Origin of the sequence: Salinisphaera sp. (assembly GCF_035690525.1) — a bacterium.
In the GTDB taxonomy this organism is placed as follows: domain Bacteria; phylum Pseudomonadota; class Gammaproteobacteria; order Nevskiales; family Salinisphaeraceae; genus Salinisphaera.
Window position 1 is genome coordinate 21,429 of sequence record NZ_DASSKM010000161.1, and the last position, 19,484, is coordinate 40,912.

Here is a 19,484-nt window from a genome sequence, read left to right on the forward strand (position 1 = left end):
AAAAAGGCCGGCGCCGGCGGGCGGAATACGCCTCGGCCGGGCCGGCCACCCCCTAACCTGTCCCGCGTCAGGAGCCGCGGGCTTGCAGCTGTTCGAGAATCTGCGGATTCTCGAGCGTCGACACGTCCTGCGTGACCTCGTCGCCGCGGGCGACCGTGCGCAGCAGACGGCGCATGATCTTGCCCGAGCGGGTCTTGGGCAAGCCGTCCGCGAACCGGACTTCTTCCGGTTTGGCGATGGGGCCAAGCTGCTCCGCTACCCAATTACGCAAATCGGATGCCAACTCGTCGTTGCCTTTGCCGTTTTTTAGTATGACGAAGGCCACGATCGCTTCACCCTTTACGTCGTGAGGCCGGGAAACTACTGCGGCTTCAGCTACTTCGCCGTGCGCCACCAGGGCCGACTCGACTTCCATCGTGCCGAGGCGATGCCCGGAAATATTCACGACATCGTCAATCCGGCCGAGAATACGAAAATAACCCTGCCCGTCGCGCTGGGCGGAGTCGCCCGCAACGTAGGTATGGGCATCGTACATGCCGAAATAGGTCTCTTTGTAGCGCTCCGGGTCACCCCAGATGGTGCGCAGCATGTACGGCCAGGGCTTGTTGATCACCAATACGCCGCCGGTGCCGGCATCGTTCACCGGCCGGCCCGATTCGTCCAGAATGTCGGCCGCGATACCCGGTAGGGCGTGGGTGGCCGAACCCGGCTTGGTCGATGTATAGGACGGGATCGGCGCGATCATATCCCCGCCGGTTTCGGTCTGCCACCAGGTATCGACGATCGGGCAGCGATCGTGGCCGATCATCTTGCGATACCACATCCACGCTTCGGGGTTGATCGGCTCGCCGACGGTGCCGAGCAACTTGAGGCTGTCCAGCGCGTGGCGCTGCGGGTACTCGTCGCCGTGTTTCATCAACGCCCGGATCGCGGTGGGCGCGGTATAGAAGATCGTCACCTGATGGGTGTCGACCATCTTCCAAAAGCGATCGGGCTCGGGATAGGTCGGCACGCCCTCGAACATGACCTGGGTCGCGCCGCAGCCCGTCGGGCCATAAGTGATGTAGGTATGACCGGTGACCCAGCCGACATCCGCGGTGCACCAGAACACGTCGTCGTCGCCGAGATCGAAGACCCAGCGACAGGTGCAGATCGCGCCCAGCAAATAGCCGCCGGTCGAATGCTGGATGCCTTTCGGCTTGCCGGTCGAGCCGGAGGTGTAGAGGATGAACAGCGGATGCTCGGCATCGACCCACTCGGGGTCGCACTGCTCCGATTGGCCGTCGATCGCGTCATGCCACCAGATGTCGCGCCCCGAGGCCATGCTCACGTCGGAGCCCGCGCGCTTGAGCACGATCACCGTCTCGATCGAGCCGCCGGCCTGCGACAGCGCCTTGTCGGCCACCTCTTTCAACGCAATCAGTTTGCCGCCGCGATAATTGCCGTCGGCGGTGATAAGCATCTTGGCCTCGGCATCGTCGATGCGATCGCGCAGCGACGGGGCCGAGAAGCCGCCGAACACGACCGAATGGATCGCGCCGATGCGCGCACAGGCCAGCATCGCGACCGCCGCCTGCGGCACGTTGGGCAAATAGATGATCGCCCGGTCGCCCTTGCCCAGACCGTTGGCCTTGAGCGCGTTGGCAAACCGACACACACGCGTATGGAGTTCGCGATAGCTGATGTGCTCGACCTCGCCGTCATCGGCCTCGAAGATGATGGCGGTCTTGTCGCCCCTGGTCTCGAGGTGCCGGTCGAGGCAGTTATAGGAAGCATTGAGTTCGCCGTCGGCAAACCACTTGAAGAACGGCGCGTTGCTGGCATCCAGCGTTTGGCTGAAGTCCTTGTGCCAGTCGATGTGCTCGCGCGCCTGGTCGGCCCAGAAATTTTCCTGGTCGTCTTCGGCGGCACGGTACAGCGCCTCGACCGCATCCGGCTTGAGGGTGGCCTGATCGACGAATGCACGCGGCGGCTCGAAAACGCGATCCTCGCGAAGAACCGATTCAATCTTGCTGTCTGACATCGGGGGCCATTGCGCCGATAAGTTTCCGTCAGCATACGGAATTGCCGGCGCAGCCTGCATCCGACGATAGCCGTATGGCCGAAACGGCGGAATATCGCGACCCGGCTGCATGAACGCGCCCGCCCGAGCGGGACGCCGGCGGCTCAACGCTCGACGGCGGCAACCTCGGGCGACAGATTTTGCTTGATCTGGCGGGCATTGTAGATATGCGGGCCCTGATCCGGGACATCCGCTCCGATCTGAATTTGCAGCACGCTTTCATAGCGCGTGCGACTCACGCTGCCGGTGCTGTAACCGAAGCCAGTGCTCCAGAGCGGATAGCCGTAGCCGATCGAGGCGGTCGGACCGAAGGCGGTGCTCTCGGTGATCGGCGAGGTATGCCACGAAACCACACGAAAATGATCGGCGCCATGGGAGAGCGCGACCTGCGCGGCCCGGAACAGCGCGAAGTTGTCGACCGTCTCCCGGGCCGTGCCGTAACCGCCGGAAAAGCTCACCCGGTAGTGCTGATGGGTGAGCATGGTGTCGCGATAACCATAATCGCCGGGTTGGGCCGCGGGCCGGTAAACCGGTCCGGAGGCGCAGCCGGCAAGCAGAGCGACCAGCGCTGTCAACCCAATGAAACGCGTCTTCGTGATGTTCATATCGTGGTATCGCTACCGCTCGAATGCAGCGTGCGGCTGGTGCAAGCCACTTTAACCTAAGACCGCGCGGCGCGTCGGAGGTTCAGGCCAGGCTTTTAGTTGCGCACAACCGAAACCCATGCGAGTCTCAATATATCTTCCACATGACGGAATACCAATGACTGTCGACAAAATCCTTTATCAGGCCCAGGCGAGCGCAACCGGTGGCCGCGACGGCCGGGCGATCAGTTCGGACGACGTGTTGGACGTGAAGCTGTCCACGCCCAAGGCGCTCGGCGGAGCCGGCGGCGACGGCACGAATCCGGAGCAACTCTTCGCGGCCGGCTACTCGGCCTGCTTCATCGGCGCGATGAAAGTCGTTGCCGGCAAGGAGAAGATCAAGCTGCCCGAGGATCACCACGTCACCGGGCAGGTCGGCATCGGGCCGTCCGGCGAGACTTTCGGTATCGAAGTCACGTTAGATATCTCGCTGCCGGGAATGGACCCGGAGACCGCCAAGGCCCTGGTCGACAAGGCGCATCAGGTCTGCCCTTATTCCAACGCCACCCGCGGCAATATCGACGTCACGCTCAACGTGAGCACGTCAGCGTTCGGCTAGAGGCTGCGGCCCCTAGTTCCGCAACCGGCCCTGGCGGCGCCAGATCATCAGCAGGATGAAACCGAACGCCATGCCGCCGAGATGGGCGAAATGCGCGACGCCGGCCTCGGTGCCGGTCACGCCGAAAAACAGCTCCAACGCACCATAGCCGAGCACGAAATACTTCGCCGGCATCGGAATCGGCGGGATCAGCAGCATGACGCGGACATTGGGGAACATCATGCCGAAGGCCAACAAAACGCCGAACACGCCGCCGGAAGCGCCGAGTGTCGGCGCGACCGGGCCGGCCTCGATGAACGAGACGACCACGAGTTGGGTCAGCCCGGCGCCGATCACGCAAACGGCATAAAACAACAGGAACCGCATCGGGCCCCACACCTGCTCCAGCACCCGGCCGAACATCCATAAGCCGAACATGTTGAAGAACAGGTGAAAGAAATTGGCGTGCAGGAACGCGTAGCTGACCAGTTGCCAGGGCGCGAAGCCGACGCTCACGCCGGTTGTACCCACCGGGTAGCTGCCCAGCGGCCACAGGGCGAAATGCAGGATCATCAACTGCGGATTGTAGATACGCAGCAGAAAACCGACGCCGTTGGCGATCAGCAGCCACTTGATCATCGACGGCACGGCGGTCAGAGCAAAGGGGTTGGAGCGCATGGGCCGACCAGAGGGCGCAAACCGATCATGTTAACCGATAGCCGGCTTGACCGTGACGCGGCGGCGGGTGGCGTGATCACACCGGCCTGATTAGATCATGAGCAATCGATAAACGAGTCGTCATGATCGTCGTCGTCGGCGATCGCAATGTTTCTCGGGCGTGCGGCCGCCCCACCCTTGACGTGGATTTCGAGCAGACCGTTACAAAACGACGCCTTGACGTCCGAATCCTGCACGCCTTCGGGTAACAGCATGCTGCGCCGAAACGTGCCGTAAACCCGCTCGCGGGTGTAGTAGACCACGTTGTCGTCGAGTTCGCTGTCCCGGTAGCCCGATACCGTCAACATGCCGCCGGACACGGTCAGCGACACATCCTCTCGGCGCACGCCGGGGACTTCGATGCGCACGACCAAATCGCCCTCGAGGGCATAGATATCGGTCGGCGGCACATAAGCCGTCGCGAGCGCCCGCCCGCCTTTGGCCGTGTCGCCCGTGGCGCGTGTAAGCCACTGCTCCCGCGCCCGATTCGTCTCGGTCATGATGTCGATGAAACCGCGAAACGGATTGCCCCGATGGCCTTGATTTTTGCCCATGAGATTGTCCCGAGATGGTGTAGGCGCGCGATAGCCGCAGCCGGGATCGAATGATCCGTTCGCTCGAATGGACCACGGACCCCGCCGTGCGATTCATGTTAGTATTTTTTTGGATGAGCCCACAAGTAAGCCGAAGCGTCGAGTTAACACGATCGACCGGCGGCAATATCCGGCGACAGTTCCGGTAAATGCACGCAATATTCGTGCAGGGTTCATAAGCTGCAAGCGCCGTTTACGCTTCAGGGAGTCGTCCGCCAGCCTACGTCCCTCGCCCGGCGCGGCGAACCGGCGTAAGAGGCTGCATATCGATCGACGTCCAAACGATTTAGAACTGCCAACCACGGGGTTGCCCGCCAATGCAACAACGCATCCGAGCTTATCTCAACGAGCACACCAATCCGCCGGTGTTCCTCGTTTCCGGCGTGGCCATGATCGCCTTGGTGGTATTGGCGGCGGTTTTCCCGTCGCAATTCAGTGATATCGCCAACGCGATATTGAATTTCATCACGTCCGACTTCGGCTGGTTGTACGTGGGCAGCACCGCTTTCTTTTTGGTGTTTGTGATCTTCGTCGCCCTCAGCCGCTGGGGCAATCTGCGTCTGGGGCCGGACGACTCGAAGCCGGAATTCGATACCTGGTCGTGGGTGTCGATGATGTTCACCTGCGGGATGGGTATCGGGCTGGTCTATTACGGCGTGTCCGAGCCCCTCATGCATTTCAAGAACCCGCCCGTGGGCGAGGGCGGCACGGCACACGCCGCCCAGGTCGCCATGAACTACACGTTCTTTCATTGGTGCCTGCAGCCTTGGGCCATTTACATTGTGCTCGGACTGGCGCTGGGCTACTTTTCTTATCGGCGCGGTTTGCCGCTCAAACCCGCCTCGGCTCTTTATCCGCTGATCGGCGACCGTATCTACGGCCCTATCGGGCATGCCATCGATATCCTGGCGGTGTTCGGCACCCTGTTCGGCCTGGCGACCTCGATCGGGCTGGGCGCGCACCAGATCGCGGCCGGGCTGCATACCCTGTTCAGCCTGCCCGGCGGCCTCGGCACCGAGATACTGGTCATCGTGGTGATTGAAATGATCGCCATCGCGAGTGTCATGCTCGGGGTGGACGCCGGTATCCGGCGGCTCTCGGTGATCAATATGTGGCTGGCGATCGCCCTCGGCCTTTTCGTATTCCTGGTGGGGCCGAAGATCTATCTGCTGTCGAACCTCATGAACGACACCGGCTACTACATACAGCATCTGCCGCAGACCAGCCTGAACATGTTCACCAGCAAAGAGGGCACCGAGTTTCAGAAAGCGTGGACGCTGTTCTACTGGGGCTGGTGGATTTCCTGGTCGCCGTTCGTGGGGCTGTTCATCGCCCGTATTTCCTACGGCTACACGATCCGCAAGTTCATTCTGGGCACGCTGTTGATTCCCAGCGGGGCCTCCATCGTCTGGTTCGTCATCTTCGGCCGCACGGCGCTGCACAGCGTACTCAACGGCGTCGACAAGGCCCTGATGAGCGCCAGCGCGCCGCAGGCGATTTTCGTGGTGCTACAACAGCTGTCGGTGCCCAACATCATATCCATTATTGCCGGGGTGACCGCCATCGTCGTGGTGGCCCTGTTCTTTGCCACCTCGTCGGACTCCGGTTCGCTGGTGGTCGATATCCTCACCAACGGGGGCGATCCCAACCCCATCTGGCAACAGCGCCTGTTCTGGGCAATCATGGAAGGCGTGGTCGCCGCCGTGCTGCTGATCGCCGGAACGCTGGGCGGTAGCGCCGATCCTTTAAGCGCGCTGCAAACAGCGGCAGTCACCACCGGCCTGCCGTTCTGTGTCGTGCTACTTATTATGTGCTATGCGCTTATGCGCGCCATGAACGAGGAGACCAGCCAGCCGGTTCGCGGGGCTCGGCAACAAGGAAGCAGCGGCCGCACAAAACAGGCCGAGGAAGAACGTAGAAGCGCTTGAAAGCCCCTCGTCTGACCGCCGGCCTACTTGCGGGCCGGCGGCGGCGACCTCGAAGCTCGAAGCATATTCTGCTACTCAGGCTTGTCTGCGCGCGCGTTTGGCGGCCTCGACCCATGGCCGGACGAGTTGCCGATTCACGCTGTTCCGACTGCCCGACTGAAACGCGCCGTTGCCGCTGAGCCAGTCTTCGACGCCGTCCTCGGGCGTCCTCGCCGCGTTGATCGCCAACTCCAGTTGCCCCAACTGGCTCGGCGTAAATCGGATCGCGTTCAGAAACGCGTAAGCGTCCGGTTTGTCGTGCTTGAGGTTCTGTCGGACTATGCTGTACAGGTGCTCGTTGTGGCCGCTGATCAACCCCTTGGGATCTTCGAGATAGCGGATCCGATAGACGCTGAATGCCCAGTGCGGCTTGTATAGCGTCACCACGATGGGCCGTTGATCCCGCACCGCCTGATCCAGTTCGGCGAGCATTTTCGGCGTCGTCGATGAAACCAATTGATAGTCGTCGAGATGATAGCCGGGGACGACCTTGTTCTCGACGATTTTCATCTCGCCCGCCCCCGGTTCTATACCAACGATCCGGCCCCCGAATTGCTCCTTATATGCGGGCAGGTCGGCAATGCTCTTCGCCGGCACATAGTCCGGCACCGTCAAACCGAGATTAGCCGGGCCTGTATACCAGGGGCCCAGCTTCGCCACCTTATCGCCGTACTGCTCCCAATAGGCCCGATGGGTTCTGGGCAGCCATACATCCTGAAACGCATCGAGCGAGCCGTCGGCAACGCCCTTGAACAGGTCGCCCACCGCGTGCTTGGCGACGGTCACGTGCTGGTAGCCGAGTTCGTTTTCGAGAATGACCTTGGTCAGGTAGGCGAGCGCGACGTCCTCGTCCCAACCGATATTGCCGATCGTCAACGTCTTGCCCTTGGCCGCCGCCAAGGCGCGGCCAACGCCGGCGCTACCCAGCAACACGCCCCCCGAAAGGCAGCCGCTCCACTTCAAAAAATCGCGGCGACCGATCGCAAAGCCGCCACGCCGCTTTTTCTGCCTATACTCGGTATGGTCCGCCATGGTATCGCCTTTTCTATTCTCCCATGCTTGTCATCGATACTAGGCTTTAAATAATCTCCAATCCAGTCCGGGCCTGCCCCGACACGTCGCGCAACGGCCGCCTCGCCCTGACGGGCTCAAAGCGCCGGATTCACGCCCGCGCGGTTTCATGCCGCGGGGTCGAAAGGCATTTGATTTATGGTCTATTCGAGATTTGCGAAGGCGTCGACGACAAACGGCCAAACGTGTTTTTGCCGCCGGCACAGCCCGTCAATCATCCCGAATGACCCGGTCGGGCAAGCGCTATAACGCCGCGCTCTCGCCGAACCGGTCGCCGAACACGAACTCGGAGATCGGCCGCCGCTCGCGCGCACCGGCGTCGCGCTCGGCCAGCGCCGGATCGCCCGCGCCGCTCTTGTCCGCGTAGCCGATCGCGATCGCGGTGATCGCTTCGGCGTTCATCGGGATGGAAAACGCGCTACGGGCGGCTTCGGGGTCGAGGCCGATCATCTGGTGCACGTGCAGGCCCCGCGCCGTGGCCTCGACCAGCAGATTGCCCGCCGCCAGCCCGAGATCGTGCACCGCGGCCTTGTTCGGGTTGCCGTTGCGTATGAACTCCTTGACCACGATTCCCAGCGCCAGCACCGGCGCACGCTGCGCCCATTTCTGGTTCGGCTCGGTCAGACAGTCCAGGATACGAGCGTGCACATCCCCCTGGCCACGCCGGCCGACGATGAACCGCCACGGCTGTTCGTTGTAGCTCGACGGCGCCCAGCGCGCGGCCTCGAACAGCGAGCGCAGATCTTCGGCCGGCACCGGCCGTTCGCTAAAGACATAAGGGCTCCAGCGTACGGCCAGCAGATTTTGGATCGGATAATCGACGGCGGCGGTCTTTATCATGCGTTCACTCCGGTGGCGACTCGACGCGACCGGCGACACCGGCCGCGAGCGGGTTCATCTTGGCACAGACCTGGGCGCGACCGTCAGCCGGAAAACCGGGTGGCCAGGCGAGCGACCTTCTCGCCCTGATAGCGGGCGATCGACAGCTCCTTGTCCGAGGGCTGGCGCGAGCCGTCGCCGCCGGCATAGGTCGACGCGCCGTAGGGCGAGCCGCCGCGCAGCTCGGAAATATCGAACAGCTCCTGGGCGCCGGCGTAGTCAAGCGGCACGATCAGCATGCCGTGATGAGCGAGCGTGTTCCAGATCGAGGTGATGGTGGTCTCGTTGCCGGCGCCGGTCGCGCTCGATGTGAACGCGCTGCCGAGCTTGTTCACGAGCCCGCCGTTGCCCCAGAGACTGCCGGTCTGGTCGAGAAAGGTCCGCATCTGGCCGGCCATGTTGCCGAAACGGGTGGGCGAGCCGAAGATGATGGCGTCGTAGTCGGCGAGCTCTGTCGGCTCGGACAGCGGCGCGGCCTGATCGGTCTTGGCGCCGGCGGCCTCCAGCGCCTCTGCGCTCATGGTTTCCGGCACGCGCCGCAGATCGACCTCGACGCCCTCGACCGACTCCGCGCCTTCGACCACCGCGTTCGCCATGGTCTCGATATGACCGTACATGGAATAGTAGAGCACCAGAATTTTTTTCATACGAATTCCTTGGCCGCTGTCGGCCTCGATGTCGTTCAAACAAATTCAACCGGCCATGCCGATTGCAACCATGTCGAGACTAACGCGCCGTCCGGCGCCCGTATAGCGCTGCTTTCTGGCATAGTTGTTCAAAATTACTGAACGATTGGCCGAATGAGCGAATCGGTCCGACTGGAAGCGCTCGAGGTGCTCGACGCGATCGATCGGCACGGCAGTTTCGCGGCCGCCGCGGCCTCGTTGTATCGTGTGCCCTCGGCGATTTCTTACACCGTCAATCAGCTCGAAACCGAGCTCGGCATTCGCGTGTTCGACCGGGCCGGCCACCGCGCGGTGCTCACGCCGGCCGGCCGGCTATTGGTCGACGAAGGCCGGCATATTCTCGTAGCCAGCCGCGAACTGGCGGCCGCCGCCCGGCGTCAGGCCGATCATTGGGAGCCCGAGCTCAAAATCGCTCTGGACGCCGCCCAAAAGCCGGCCGATTTGTGGCCGCTGATCGCGGAATTCACGGTTGCATATCCGGCAATCAATGTCCGTATCAACGAGGAGGTCTTAGCCGGCGGCTGGGAAGCGCTGGTCGACGAGCGCGTGGATCTGGCCATCGGCGTCGCCGATCCGCCGGCCAATGCCGGCATCCGGCGCATGCCGTTCGGGCACATCGAGTTCGTATTCTGCTGCGCCCCCGGTCATCCGCTGACCGCCGCGCCACAGCCGCTCGACGATGATGCGATCCGGGCGCATCGCGCGCTGGTGGTGGCCGATACCGCCCGCCAGTTCGCTCCGCGCAGCGGCAATCTGATCGACGGCCAACCCCGACTGACCGTGTCGAACATGCACACCAAGATCGTGGCGCTCGAGCGCGGGCTCGGTGTCGGCTATTGCCCGCGGCCCTGGGTAGCCGACGCACTGGCCGAGGGACGCTTGATCGCGCTAAATACCGAAGCGCGCCCGACCCGCCGCGCGACCTATCTGCTCTGGCGGCGCGGCGAACGCGGCCGGGCCCTGCAATGGTTTATCGACCGGCTCGGCCGCGACGCCGGCGCTAGCTGATACCGCGCGCCTCGCGGATGCGTTCGTAGGCCGCGCCGATCTCGCGGGTTTTCTGCTCGGCCATCTCGCGCATGCTTTCGGGCATGCCCTTGGAGGCGAGCTTGTCCGGATGGTTCTGGCTCATCTGACGCCGATAGGCTTTTTTGACCTCGGCATCGCCGGCCTCGGACGATACGCCCAACACATCGTAGGCCTGCTTGAGTTGATCCTCGGGCGACACGCCGGCCTTGGAGCCCATACCGTCGCCGCCGGTCGCGCCGCGCGCGCCCAGCATGGCTTCGAGCTGGCGGAGTTCCATTTCCGACAGACCCAGGCCGCGGGCCACGCGCATGAGGGCGGCGTGCTCGGCCGAACTGACCTTGCCGTCGGCCGCGATCGCCGCGATCTGCACCTGCAGGAACATCTGGTGCAGCGCGCGCTGGCCACGCGCGACCTGCACGAACTTGGCGACTTCGCCGTCGAGATCGAAATCGGCCTGCTTACCGCGGTTGAACGCGCGCCGCGCATCGTCCTTCTGGGTGTCCGACAGACGCAGCCGCGTGAACAGCTCCTCGGCTACCCGAATCTCGTCGCGCGTGACTTGCCCGTCGGCCTTGCACAACGCGCCCATCACGGCGAACGTGGATTCCAGGAACTGGGTCTGAATCCGGCCGAGATTGCCACGCCGCAAAGCCATCGCCAGCAACTGGGCAACCCAATAGCCCACCACGCCGCCCAGTAGCGCGCCGGCAAAACCCATAAACGAGGCGCCGATCAGCACCCCGGCAATAATCGCGATCAACATGCGCGCGATTCTACCCGGCCTCGGCAGGCCGCGGCGAATATTCATTGTGGTCACTGAAAGCGCTGTCAAGAAAACCGACGCCATCTGGGCCATTCGACCCGATAACTGTCGATAATTCTTACGATTCCAATCTACCAGCGACCAATTCTATTTAACCGGCTGTTTTTGGATTGATTATTTTCTGGTTTGATTGTTGCGAGACGACGGCGCGGCGGCTTGCCTGGACAAACCGGGAGCTCGCTGCACATAACATTCGCCAATAAGCGACGGGCCGTCATAGGCCGCCGAGCGCGTCAAAAGGAGGAGAGCATGTTCATTCGTCGGTATATCAAGCAGATAATCGGGCCGCTCGGCCTGGCTCTGGTAGCGGCATTGCCCGCTCACGCCGCTTTGATCGGCGTGCTGCCCGCCACGTCCGGCGGCACGGATTATCAAGCTTATTATGATAGCGAAACCGACCTGACCTGGCTGGCCGACGCCAATGCCAACGGGGCCATGAGTTGGACCGCGGCAAACGCGTGGGCGCGCGACCTGACGATCGGCGGCGTTTCCGATTGGCGCCTGCCCAAGACATTGCAGCCCGACCCGTCTTGCGCACAGCAATTCGGCGGCCAATCGTTGGGCACCGGCTGCACGGGCAGCGAAATGGGCAAGCTGTTTTACGACGTACTCGGCGGCACCGCGAATCGCTCGATAGACGCCGTTCACAACGACAACTACGCGAAATTCACGAATATCTTTTCCGATTTCTACTGGTCCGGCACATCCTTGGCCGGCGCCGACGACTACGCGTGGCTTTTCGATTTCGGCTACGGCGCTCAGGACATCAATACCAAATCCGCCGCCCTGCACGCCTGGGCGGTGCATCCGGGTAATGTGGCAGGCCCGTCCACACCCACCGTCCCCGAGCCCCAATCTCTATGGCTGGTCGCCCTCGGTCTCATTACGGCGCTGCTTTGGTTGCGTCGGTCCGAGCGTCTTCGAGATGCTGCCGGCAGCGAAGGCGAAACCATTTAGCCCACCCCTCGAGCCGGACATCCAGCATCAACAACACGGCAAACAGCCGGCATGCCGGCTGTTTGTTGCCGGATCAAGTATAAACAGAACACAACCAATACAAATCGCCCCGGGGAGAAGCATCCATGTATCGATCCATCCAGATCCGTTATCCCGCCGCATCACGGCGCTCGATCGACGGGCGCGCCGGCTCGGCCGGAAAACGCTCTGTCGCGCGGTTGACCGCGGGCGCGCTAATCGCGGCGCAGGCGGCCGGCGCGGCCCTGTTCGCTTCGAGCGCAGCCGCCGCGCCGGGCGCGCCGGGCGATATGTCGTATTTCGACCTCGCCCGAAAAGACTGTCTCGGCACCGCCCGCAACGATACGTCGAAGGTCTGGTATACGATCGCCGACGGCATGTTGTCGGATGTCTACAGCCCGACGATCGACAACACCAATCTCAAGTCTCTCCAGTTCATCGTCACCGACGGCTCGAGCTTCACCGACCTGCAAAGCCGCGACATGACCTATTCGATCAATGCCACCGACCGCAGTGGCATGGCCTGCCGCGTGACCTACACGGCGAAAAGCGGCCGCTACCGTCTGATCACGACCTATATCACGGATCCCGCGCGCGACAGCGTGGTGATGCATACCCGCTTCAAGCCGCTCGATGTCGATCGCCAGGATTTCGACAATTACAAGGTATACGTGCGTTACAACGCCACGATCAACGGCAATGGCGGCGGCGGGCAAGCCAACGGCGGCGCCGATTCCGCGTTTTCGACGCGTATGGCGCTCGTGTCCTCGGACCTGACGCCACAAAGCCAGGCCGCCAATCGCGATTACGCGGTGCCGCTTGCCGGGGCGCTGCGCGCCGACCGTCCGTTTCTGGCTACCGAAAGCGGTTTTGTCGGCACCCCAAGCGACGGTCTGACGCAGCTTGACGACAGCGGACGGCTAACCTCGCACTATCAGAGCGCGCAATCGGGCAATGTCGTGCAGACGGCCCGGATCGACGTACCGGCCAACGGCAAGTTCACGCTCGCGCTCGGCTTCGGCCAAACCCCGGAGGCCGCGATCGATACCGCGGGCGCCAGCCTGAGCAGGCCCTTTGCCCGTATCTACCAGCAATATCTCGCCGGATGGCGCGCCTACGATCGTAGCCTTAATCAGCCCCCTTCACATTTTCCGGGCCTGAATTTCATCCAGAGCCGCAAGCTGGTGAGCGCCTACTGGTTATCGGCCAACGTTCTCAAGGCCAGCGAAGACAAAACATTTCCCGGCGCGGTCGTCGCTTCGTTAGCCAGCCCTTGGGGCCAGGCCGTGGCGGCCGGCTCGGTGGTCAACGGTCAACCGGTCTATTTCGGTTCGTACCGCGAAGTGTTTTCGCGCGATCTGTACGAAGCGTTCACCGGCCTGCTCGCCGCCGGGGACATCGCGACCGCGAAAGACACGGTGCGCTTTCTGTTCGAGCGGCAACAGCTGGCCGACGGCCACCTGCCGCGAAACTCGCTGCTCAACGGCCAACCGGCGCCGGACACCGGGGGCATCCAGCTCGACGAAACGGCGGATCCGATTCTAATGGCGCTGCAAGCCGGTCTGGGTCACGATTCGCAGCTGTATCAAGACCATATCAAGCCCGCCGCGGATTATCTGGTCGCGCACGGCCCCGCCTTCGGGCTGGAGCGCTGGGAAGAGCAGAGCGGCTATTCGCCCTCGACGATCGCTGCCGAGATCGCCGGCCTGGTCGCGGCCGCCGAGATTGCCGACAACAATCACGACCCGGCATCGGCACGGCTGTATCGAGCCACCGCCGATTATTACCAGCGCTCGGTCAAGGCCTGGACCGTGACCGACAACGGACCGTACGGCAGTGGCCATTATTTCCTGCGCCTGTCGAAAAACGGCGATCCCAATGCCGGCACCACCTATAACCTCGGCAACGGCAGCATCGACGCAGACCAGCGCACGGTGGTGGACGCCGGCTTTTTGGAGCTCACACGGCTCGGCGAACTGCCGGCCAACGATCCGACCGTCGCGCAATCGCTTAACATCGTCGATCGGATTCTCGAAATCGATACCGACAACGGCGCCACTTTCTACCGCTACGGCACCGACGCCGAAGGTACGGAAGACGGTTACGGCGACTGCTGGGAACCCGACCCGACGCAGTGCTCGCCGTCCGGCTCGCCCTGGCCGCCCAGCAACCACGGCTCGGGGCATATCTGGCCGGTACTCGCGGGTGAACGAGCGGAATACGAACTACAAACCGGCAACCCGAAAGCCGCGGCCCAACGACTGCTGACGATGCTGCGTATGTCATCCGGTATTGGTTTGGTGCCCGAACAGACGTGGGAAAATCCCGATCTGCCGGCCTCGGCCTACGGTGCCGATCCGACCACCGCCTCGATCGGCTACCAAAACGGCGGGCCGGCCGGCTCGGCCGCGCCGCTAACCTGGGCCCAGGCCCAGCTACTCCGGCTCATCCCGGCCGTGGCCAAGGGCGAACCGGTCGAACAGCCGTCGGCGGTCGCCAATCGCTACCTGGTGTTCCGGCCATCGGAGTTGACGGTCGCCTTGAACGCGCCAGACGACCAAGCCAGCGTGAATAACGAAAACACGACGGTCACGGGCCGCACCCGGCCGGGCGCCGAAGTCACGATCCAGTCATGGAACACGAGCACGGGAAGCGGCCGGGAGGTCGCCGTCACCGCGAATGCCGACGGCGCTTTTTCCGCCTCGCTGCCGACCCCGCTGGGAACCGACGTGATCACCGCGGCGGCCGCAACCGAAGGCGCCACCGGCTATGCCCAGGTCAGCGTCGATTCCCAGGCGATCTCGGGACAAAAGGTGCTCGACGTGAGCGATCCCGAGGGCGACGACAACGGGCCCGGCACCTACGGTTATCCGACCGCGTCCGATTTCACGCCGGGCTCGTTCGATCTGACGCATTTGTCGGTATATAACGACGATTCGCGGGTGATATTTCGCTTTAAGCTGCGCCAGATCGAGCCGACTTTCGGCAACGTGATCGGCGCTCAATTGCTCGATATTTATATCCGCAACCCGGCCGCGAACGCTTTTTCAACGGCCGCCGCCCATCCGAGCCGCAATTACGCCATTGCGAGCGATTCAGCCTGGAGCCGGCGGATCGAAATCCAGGGGTTTGCTAACCCCGTACTCGAAGATGCGCAAGGCAACACGGTTTCGGGTCAGGTCAGCGTGAGCACCAGTCAAAGTGCCAACACCATTACCGTCACGGTTCCGAAATCGGCCCTGGGCGGCGCCCCGGGAGTAGGCTGGAAGATCGCGGCGGTACTGACGGGCCAGGACGGCACGCGCCCCGATCAGGCGCGTGCTTTCGCCGCGACACCGCAGCCTTATCGATTCGGCGTCTGTACGTCGAACGCGGTGGCGAAGCCGCTATGCGCGCTCGATCCCTCGGCGGCGCCCAAAGCCCTCGACGTGTTCACACCCGCTGGCGTCAGCCAATCACAGGAACTGAATCCGCTCCAAAACAGCACCGGCCGGGCGACGGTGGCTGGCGTGCCGGTATCCGGTGGCTAATAACCCGGCATGAAAATACCTTCATGCCGGGTTAATAGCGCGAGTACGCAAGCGCGTGCTCGCCGCGGCCATCGGCCGCGAAGCACTTGAAAATCAAGGACGGACATGTGCCGGCCTTGATTTTCGGGTGCGTTGAAAACAGCTGATGTTTCAGCTGTTTTGGTGCCGGAGTAATAATCGATCACGCGTGTCGGAGACCGCGGCCCGGCCGATGCCGGGCCGCGATTCCCATTAGCCCTGTCGAGTCGCCCGTTCGGGCCTCGAAAGCCCGACTTCGACGACCTCGCCGGCACCGACGGCGAACATGCGATCGCCCACGGCCGGATTGATCCGGCCGCCGCCGGCGAAACTGCAGAACGCCGGCAGCACCAACCCGCCGGCATAACGCCAAAACACCGGGCAACGCACGCACTCGCTGCCATCGGCGAGCCGCACGGCCGGATGAATATGCCCAGCCAGAACCGGCCCGCGGGTGTCGTATGCCGGCTCGTGCCGGCATACGAAGGGCCCGGTCACTCGTGAGCCGGTCAGAAAATCGACCCCGAGATCGATCGGCAACTCGCGCATCCGGTCATGGTTTCCGCGGATAACCACGATGTCGATTCCCGCATGACGAGCGCGCCAGTCCGCGAACCGCGCCAGCCAGGGTTCGTCGCAGGCCGGCGGCGCGTGCACGAAGTCACCGAGCACGATCAAACGCCGCGCGCCGGTCTCGCGTAGCGCCCGTTCCAGCCGAGCCAGATCGGCTTCGGTCGTACCCGCCGGCACGTTCACGCCCTGGCGCCGAAACACGCCGCCCTTGCCGAAATGCGTATCGGCCACAAACAGCGTCGCGCCGGCCGGCCAGAACAGACTGTGGTCTGCACGCAGCACCAGCCGCTCGCCGGCCAAATTCAGTTCGGCGTTTGGCGTCATATGCTTTTTGGCGGCCCGCAAAAGCACAAATAAAGCCTACAGATTATCGCTTGATGCAAGTCAAACACTTATACCAACATGTAAAAACAAGGATGCAAAAGGAAGATGAAAACAGTCCGCAAATGAACGCGAAAAAACGCAAATGAAAACAAATTTTCTTTATTTTTCGTACATTGCTTTTATTTGTGGACTTGTTCTTTTCTTAAAGGAACGCAAGCCGTGCGTCGTGCACCAGCAGCCACACCCCTTGAACGTTTGCTTTAGTGGCTGAGCATCCAAGGCCGCTGAGCAGCGCCCGCCCTGCGGACGCCGGCCGGCGCGCGCTTGCCGCAGCCACAGCCACAGCCTTGCGGGTGGCCGCCGCCGTAGGCCCGGTCCGTAAGCGGCGCGTTCGCGCTGCGCTCGTTGGTCTCGTGCGCGCGGCGCACGCCGGGCGGCACCAGCGCCAGCCTCGGCGCCGAAAGCACGCGCGGGACGGTTGCGCCGCAATTCGGGCAGGCCGCGGGCGCGTCCCGCTCGACCATCGGCCGCATGGCGCTAAAACAGCCGCAATCCCGGCAGGCATATTCGTAAACGGGCATGGCGTGCTCCTAGGCGTCGCCGGCGATAGGCACGTCGACGCTGCCGTCGATGTGTTGGATCGGGCCGTCCGCGCCCGGGTGGATATCGAAATCGAAGATTTCGGAGGGAATCCAGAGGGTGGCGCAGGAGTTGGGGATATCGACCACGCCGCTGAGATGGCCCTGGACCGGGGCCACGCCAAGAATCGAGTAGGCTTGTTCGCCGGAGTAGCCGAATTTTTTCAGGTACTCGATGGCGTTCAGGCAGGCCTGGCGGTAAGCGACGTTAGCGTCGAGATAATGCTGTCGGCCCGATTCGTCGACCGAGATGCCCTCGAAGATCAAGTAGTCCTGGTAGTTCGGCACGATCGGGCTGGGCTTGAAGATCGGCGAGGACACGCCGTATTTCGCCATGCCGTTTTTGATCAGATCGACCTTCATGTGCACCCAGCCGCCGGCCATCTCGATGGCGCCGCAGAAGGTGATCTCGCCGTCGCCCTGGCTGAAGTGCAGATCGCCCACCGACAGGCCGGCGCCGTCGACATAGATCGGAAAGAAGATCTTGGAGCCGCGCGAGAGGTCCTTGATATCGACGTTGCCGCCGTGCTCGCGCGGCGGCACGGTGCGCGCGCCCTCGGCGGCGGCCTGGTTGCGGGCGTCGCCGGTCATCGCGCCCATATGCGCGGTCTCGGCCACCGGCAAGGTCGCCAGCGGCGGCACGTGGTCCGGGTCGGAGTCGACCAGCGCCTTTTCGCGCTTATTCCAGGTCTCCAGCAGCTCGCGGCTGGGCAGGCAGCCGATCAGACCCGGGTGGATCAGGCCGATGAACTCCACGCCGGGCACGTGGCGCGAGCTCGTGTACAGGCCATGAAAATCCCAGATGGTTTTTTGGGCGCGCGGGTAATGCTCGGTGAGAAAGCCGCCGCCGTTGTGCTTTGCAAAAACGCCGTTGAAGCCCCAGGGCGCTTCCGGCTTGGCGCCTAGATCGAGCAGGTCGACCACCAGCAGATCGCCGGACTCGGCGCCCTTCACGCCGACCGGGCCGGACAGATAGTGGACGATCGACAGATCCAGGTCGCGCACGTCCGAGGCGTCGTCGTTGTTGCCGATCGCCCCCGAGGTCCAGTCGTAGGTCTCGAGGACAAAGTCGGCGCCGGGCTCGACCCAGGCCGCCATCGGAATGTCCGGGTGCCAACGGTTGTGCACCTGGGAGTTTTCGGTGGCGGGGGTGTCGAGATCGACCTCGATCAAGGTGTCGGTCATGGCGGGCTCCACGTGGCGGATAATGGCTGGGCCGGCGGCTTCGCTGCGGCCGTTGGTTTATTTCAGCCTTAACCGTAGGTTGCCAGCCGACAATAGGCCCGGTGGCGTAAGCTGCTTGGGATCAGCCCCAGGTCACACCTAGGGCTGTCGGTGCAGCAGACAGCCTGTCATCGTGCGAATAAGAAGGTGCCCGCGGCAAGCCGCGGGGTGTTGGCAAATGAAAACAAACCACCATGATCAGCCAGTCGGCTTCGGCTTGGGAAATTGGCAGGCGCCCAAATCACCGCAAGGACAGGCCTTGAGCGGCGACTATTGTCGTCTCGAACCGCTCGATGCCGCCCGGCACGCCGCGCCCCTGATCGCGGCTTATCACGCCGGCGACGACGCACCGAGTTGGACCTATCTGGCCTACGGCCCGTTCGCTTCCGCCGCGGCCTATTCGGGCTGGATCCGGGAAAACGCGCGAGGCGGCGATCCGCTGTTTTATGCCATCGTCGAGCGACGGACGGACCGCCCGCTCGGCGTGGCCGGTTATCTGCGTATTCAACCGGCCGACGGCACGCTCGAAATCGGCCATATCCATTACGCCGATGCACTCAAACAGACACGCGCCGCCACCGAAGCGATCGTCTTGATGATGAAGCACGCGTTCGAGTTGGGCTATCGGCGCGTCGAGTGGAAATGCGACGCGCTGAACGCGGCCTCCAGGCGTGCCGCCGAACGGTTGGGATTCGTCTTCGAAGGCGTCTTTCGCCAGGCCACGACCTATAAACAACGCAACCGCGATACGGCGTGGTATTCGGTCATCGACACCGAATGGCCGCGCCTGAACGCTTGTTTTCAAGCCTGGCTCGACCCGGCAAATTTCGACGCCGACGGGCACCAACGACGAAAGCTCAGCACGCTCACGCAACGACCCGATGTCCAAACCGGCACAGGCGAATGACCTCTTTCACGACCCGGCCGATCGCCGACGCCGTATAAAGGTCAAGACAACCCAGCCCGTCCGCCGTGTGCGTAAACCTTTGTCCAAAAGGAATAATACCAACCTGCAAAAACACTATCCGACATCAGCCCAGCCGCGCTGAGTGATCGACGTAATCCGGCCGGGCTCGTCGAGCAACGCGCGCCACGCCTGACAGACTCGGTCGACGATGTCGGTGTAGTCCTGAAAGACGCGGTTGCCCAGGTAGGTCTGGCGCAGATATTGCCAGACGTTTTCGGCCGGGTTG

At 63.0% G+C, this 19,484-nt stretch carries 17 protein-coding genes and 1 pseudogene; 6 read left to right on the forward strand and 12 right to left on the reverse strand.

The features are described 5' to 3' along the window. Positions 1–67 precede the first annotated feature (67 nt). Together acs and VFJ08_RS12605 are read right to left on the reverse strand one after the other, a co-directional pair. A complete protein-coding gene (acs, locus tag VFJ08_RS12600) occupies positions 68–2,023 on the reverse strand; it encodes an acetate--CoA ligase (protein ID WP_324997568.1) in 1,956 nt (651 codons plus the stop codon). A 143-nt stretch (positions 2,024–2,166) separates the two neighbouring features. Next, positions 2,167–2,667 carry a CC0125/CC1285 family lipoprotein gene (locus VFJ08_RS12605; protein ID WP_324997569.1) on the reverse strand — a complete coding sequence of 167 codons (501 nt, stop codon included), beginning with the start codon at positions 2,665–2,667 and terminating at the stop codon, positions 2,167–2,169. A 157-nt stretch (positions 2,668–2,824) separates the two neighbouring features. On the opposite strand from VFJ08_RS12605, the gene VFJ08_RS12610 reads away from it, so the two are divergent. Next, a complete protein-coding gene (locus VFJ08_RS12610; RefSeq protein ID WP_324997570.1) occupies positions 2,825–3,265 on the forward strand; it encodes an organic hydroperoxide resistance protein in 441 nt (146 codons plus the stop codon). 12 nt (positions 3,266–3,277) lie between these two features. Here VFJ08_RS12610 and VFJ08_RS12615 read toward each other — a convergent pair whose 3' ends face one another. Together VFJ08_RS12615 and VFJ08_RS12620 are read right to left on the reverse strand one after the other, a co-directional pair. After that, positions 3,278–3,922: a rhomboid family intramembrane serine protease gene (locus tag VFJ08_RS12615; protein ID WP_324997571.1), complete on the reverse strand. Its 645-nt coding sequence runs from the start codon at positions 3,920–3,922 to the stop codon at positions 3,278–3,280. A 95-nt stretch (positions 3,923–4,017) separates the two neighbouring features. Beyond that, positions 4,018–4,515: an Hsp20/alpha crystallin family protein gene (locus VFJ08_RS12620; RefSeq protein ID WP_324997572.1), complete on the reverse strand. Its 498-nt coding sequence runs from the start codon at positions 4,513–4,515 to the stop codon at positions 4,018–4,020. A 356-nt stretch (positions 4,516–4,871) separates the two neighbouring features. On the opposite strand from VFJ08_RS12620, the gene VFJ08_RS12625 reads away from it, so the two are divergent. Then, on the forward strand, positions 4,872–6,482 hold the full coding sequence (locus VFJ08_RS12625; protein ID WP_324997573.1) for a BCCT family transporter: 1,611 nt from the start codon (positions 4,872–4,874) through the stop codon (positions 6,480–6,482). A 75-nt stretch (positions 6,483–6,557) separates the two neighbouring features. On the opposite strand, the gene VFJ08_RS12630 is transcribed toward VFJ08_RS12625, so the two are convergent. From VFJ08_RS12630 to wrbA, 3 genes are all read right to left on the reverse strand, one after another. Beyond that, positions 6,558–7,553, reverse strand: a complete 996-nt coding sequence (locus VFJ08_RS12630) for a glycine betaine ABC transporter substrate-binding protein (RefSeq protein WP_324997574.1) — start codon at positions 7,551–7,553, stop codon at positions 6,558–6,560. 282 nt (positions 7,554–7,835) lie between these two features. After that, positions 7,836–8,432, reverse strand: coding sequence for a nitroreductase family protein (locus tag VFJ08_RS12635; protein WP_324997575.1), 597 nt, complete (start codon positions 8,430–8,432; stop codon positions 7,836–7,838). An 83-nt stretch (positions 8,433–8,515) separates the two neighbouring features. After that, a complete protein-coding gene (gene wrbA / locus VFJ08_RS12640) occupies positions 8,516–9,118 on the reverse strand; it encodes an NAD(P)H:quinone oxidoreductase (RefSeq protein ID WP_324997576.1) in 603 nt (200 codons plus the stop codon). A 153-nt stretch (positions 9,119–9,271) separates the two neighbouring features. Here wrbA and VFJ08_RS12645 point away from each other — a divergent pair, with 153 nt between their 5' ends. Then, entirely contained in the window at positions 9,272–10,165 is an 894-nt protein-coding gene (locus tag VFJ08_RS12645; protein ID WP_324997577.1) for a LysR substrate-binding domain-containing protein, read from the forward strand. Here the strand turns inward: VFJ08_RS12645 and djlA are convergent. Next, positions 10,158–10,949: a co-chaperone DjlA gene (gene djlA / locus VFJ08_RS12650; protein WP_349257005.1), complete on the reverse strand. Its 792-nt coding sequence runs from the start codon at positions 10,947–10,949 to the stop codon at positions 10,158–10,160. The two genes, VFJ08_RS12645 and djlA, sit on opposite strands and share 8 nt — an antisense overlap. A gap of 399 nt (positions 10,950–11,348) precedes the next feature. Between djlA and VFJ08_RS12655 the strand changes: the two genes are divergently transcribed. After that, a complete protein-coding gene (locus VFJ08_RS12655) occupies positions 11,349–11,966 on the forward strand; it encodes a PEP-CTERM sorting domain-containing protein (RefSeq protein WP_324997584.1) in 618 nt (205 codons plus the stop codon). A 125-nt stretch (positions 11,967–12,091) separates the two neighbouring features. Next, positions 12,092–15,514 (forward strand): glucodextranase DOMON-like domain-containing protein, encoded by a 3,423-nt coding sequence (locus VFJ08_RS12660; RefSeq protein WP_324997579.1) that lies wholly within the window; start codon positions 12,092–12,094, stop codon positions 15,512–15,514. Positions 15,515–15,745: 231 nt separating this feature from the next. Here VFJ08_RS12660 and pdeM read toward each other — a convergent pair whose 3' ends face one another. The 3 genes from pdeM to fmdA form a co-directional block, all read right to left on the reverse strand. Continuing rightward, a complete protein-coding gene (gene pdeM, locus VFJ08_RS12665) occupies positions 15,746–16,429 on the reverse strand; it encodes a ligase-associated DNA damage response endonuclease PdeM (protein WP_324997580.1) in 684 nt (227 codons plus the stop codon). 260 nt (positions 16,430–16,689) lie between these two features. After that, positions 16,690–17,010 (reverse strand): zinc ribbon domain-containing protein, encoded by a 321-nt coding sequence (locus tag VFJ08_RS12670; RefSeq protein WP_324997581.1) that lies wholly within the window; start codon positions 17,008–17,010, stop codon positions 16,690–16,692. Positions 17,011–17,019: 9 nt separating this feature from the next. Further along, positions 17,020–18,252, reverse strand: a complete 1,233-nt coding sequence (gene fmdA, locus VFJ08_RS12675; protein ID WP_324997582.1) for a formamidase — start codon at positions 18,250–18,252, stop codon at positions 17,020–17,022. A gap of 298 nt (positions 18,253–18,550) precedes the next feature. Here fmdA and VFJ08_RS12680 point away from each other — a divergent pair, with 298 nt between their 5' ends. After that, positions 18,551–19,198: a GNAT family protein gene (locus tag VFJ08_RS12680; protein ID WP_324997583.1), complete on the forward strand. Its 648-nt coding sequence runs from the start codon at positions 18,551–18,553 to the stop codon at positions 19,196–19,198. A 114-nt stretch (positions 19,199–19,312) separates the two neighbouring features. Here the strand turns inward: VFJ08_RS12680 and VFJ08_RS15780 are convergent. Beyond that, positions 19,313–19,484 (reverse strand): annotated as a pseudogene (locus VFJ08_RS15780) (IS630 family transposase); the annotation flags it as partial.

Excerpts from the sequence above, each read along its gene's own strand:
- acs (WP_324997568.1), bottom strand. The coding sequence starts at position 2,023 with ATGTCAGACAGCAAGATTGAATCGGTTCTTCGCGAGGATCGCGTTTTC.
- VFJ08_RS12605 (WP_324997569.1), bottom strand. The coding sequence starts at position 2,667 with ATGAACATCACGAAGACGCGTTTCATTGGGTTGACAGCGCTGGTCGCT.
- VFJ08_RS12610 (WP_324997570.1), top strand. The coding sequence starts at position 2,825 with ATGACTGTCGACAAAATCCTTTATCAGGCCCAGGCGAGCGCAACCGGT.
- VFJ08_RS12615 (WP_324997571.1), bottom strand. The coding sequence starts at position 3,922 with ATGCGCTCCAACCCCTTTGCTCTGACCGCCGTGCCGTCGATGATCAAG.
- VFJ08_RS12620 (WP_324997572.1), bottom strand. The coding sequence starts at position 4,515 with ATGGGCAAAAATCAAGGCCATCGGGGCAATCCGTTTCGCGGTTTCATC.
- VFJ08_RS12625 (WP_324997573.1), top strand. The coding sequence starts at position 4,872 with ATGCAACAACGCATCCGAGCTTATCTCAACGAGCACACCAATCCGCCG.
- VFJ08_RS12630 (WP_324997574.1), bottom strand. The coding sequence starts at position 7,553 with ATGGCGGACCATACCGAGTATAGGCAGAAAAAGCGGCGTGGCGGCTTT.
- VFJ08_RS12635 (WP_324997575.1), bottom strand. The coding sequence starts at position 8,432 with ATGATAAAGACCGCCGCCGTCGATTATCCGATCCAAAATCTGCTGGCC.
- wrbA (WP_324997576.1), bottom strand. The coding sequence starts at position 9,118 with ATGAAAAAAATTCTGGTGCTCTACTATTCCATGTACGGTCATATCGAG.
- VFJ08_RS12645 (WP_324997577.1), top strand. The coding sequence starts at position 9,272 with ATGAGCGAATCGGTCCGACTGGAAGCGCTCGAGGTGCTCGACGCGATC.
- djlA (WP_349257005.1), bottom strand. The coding sequence starts at position 10,949 with ATGTTGATCGCGATTATTGCCGGGGTGCTGATCGGCGCCTCGTTTATG.
- VFJ08_RS12660 (WP_324997579.1), top strand. The coding sequence starts at position 12,092 with ATGTATCGATCCATCCAGATCCGTTATCCCGCCGCATCACGGCGCTCG.
- pdeM (WP_324997580.1), bottom strand. The coding sequence starts at position 16,429 with ATGACGCCAAACGCCGAACTGAATTTGGCCGGCGAGCGGCTGGTGCTG.
- VFJ08_RS12670 (WP_324997581.1), bottom strand. The coding sequence starts at position 17,010 with ATGCCCGTTTACGAATATGCCTGCCGGGATTGCGGCTGTTTTAGCGCC.
- fmdA (WP_324997582.1), bottom strand. The coding sequence starts at position 18,252 with ATGACCGACACCTTGATCGAGGTCGATCTCGACACCCCCGCCACCGAA.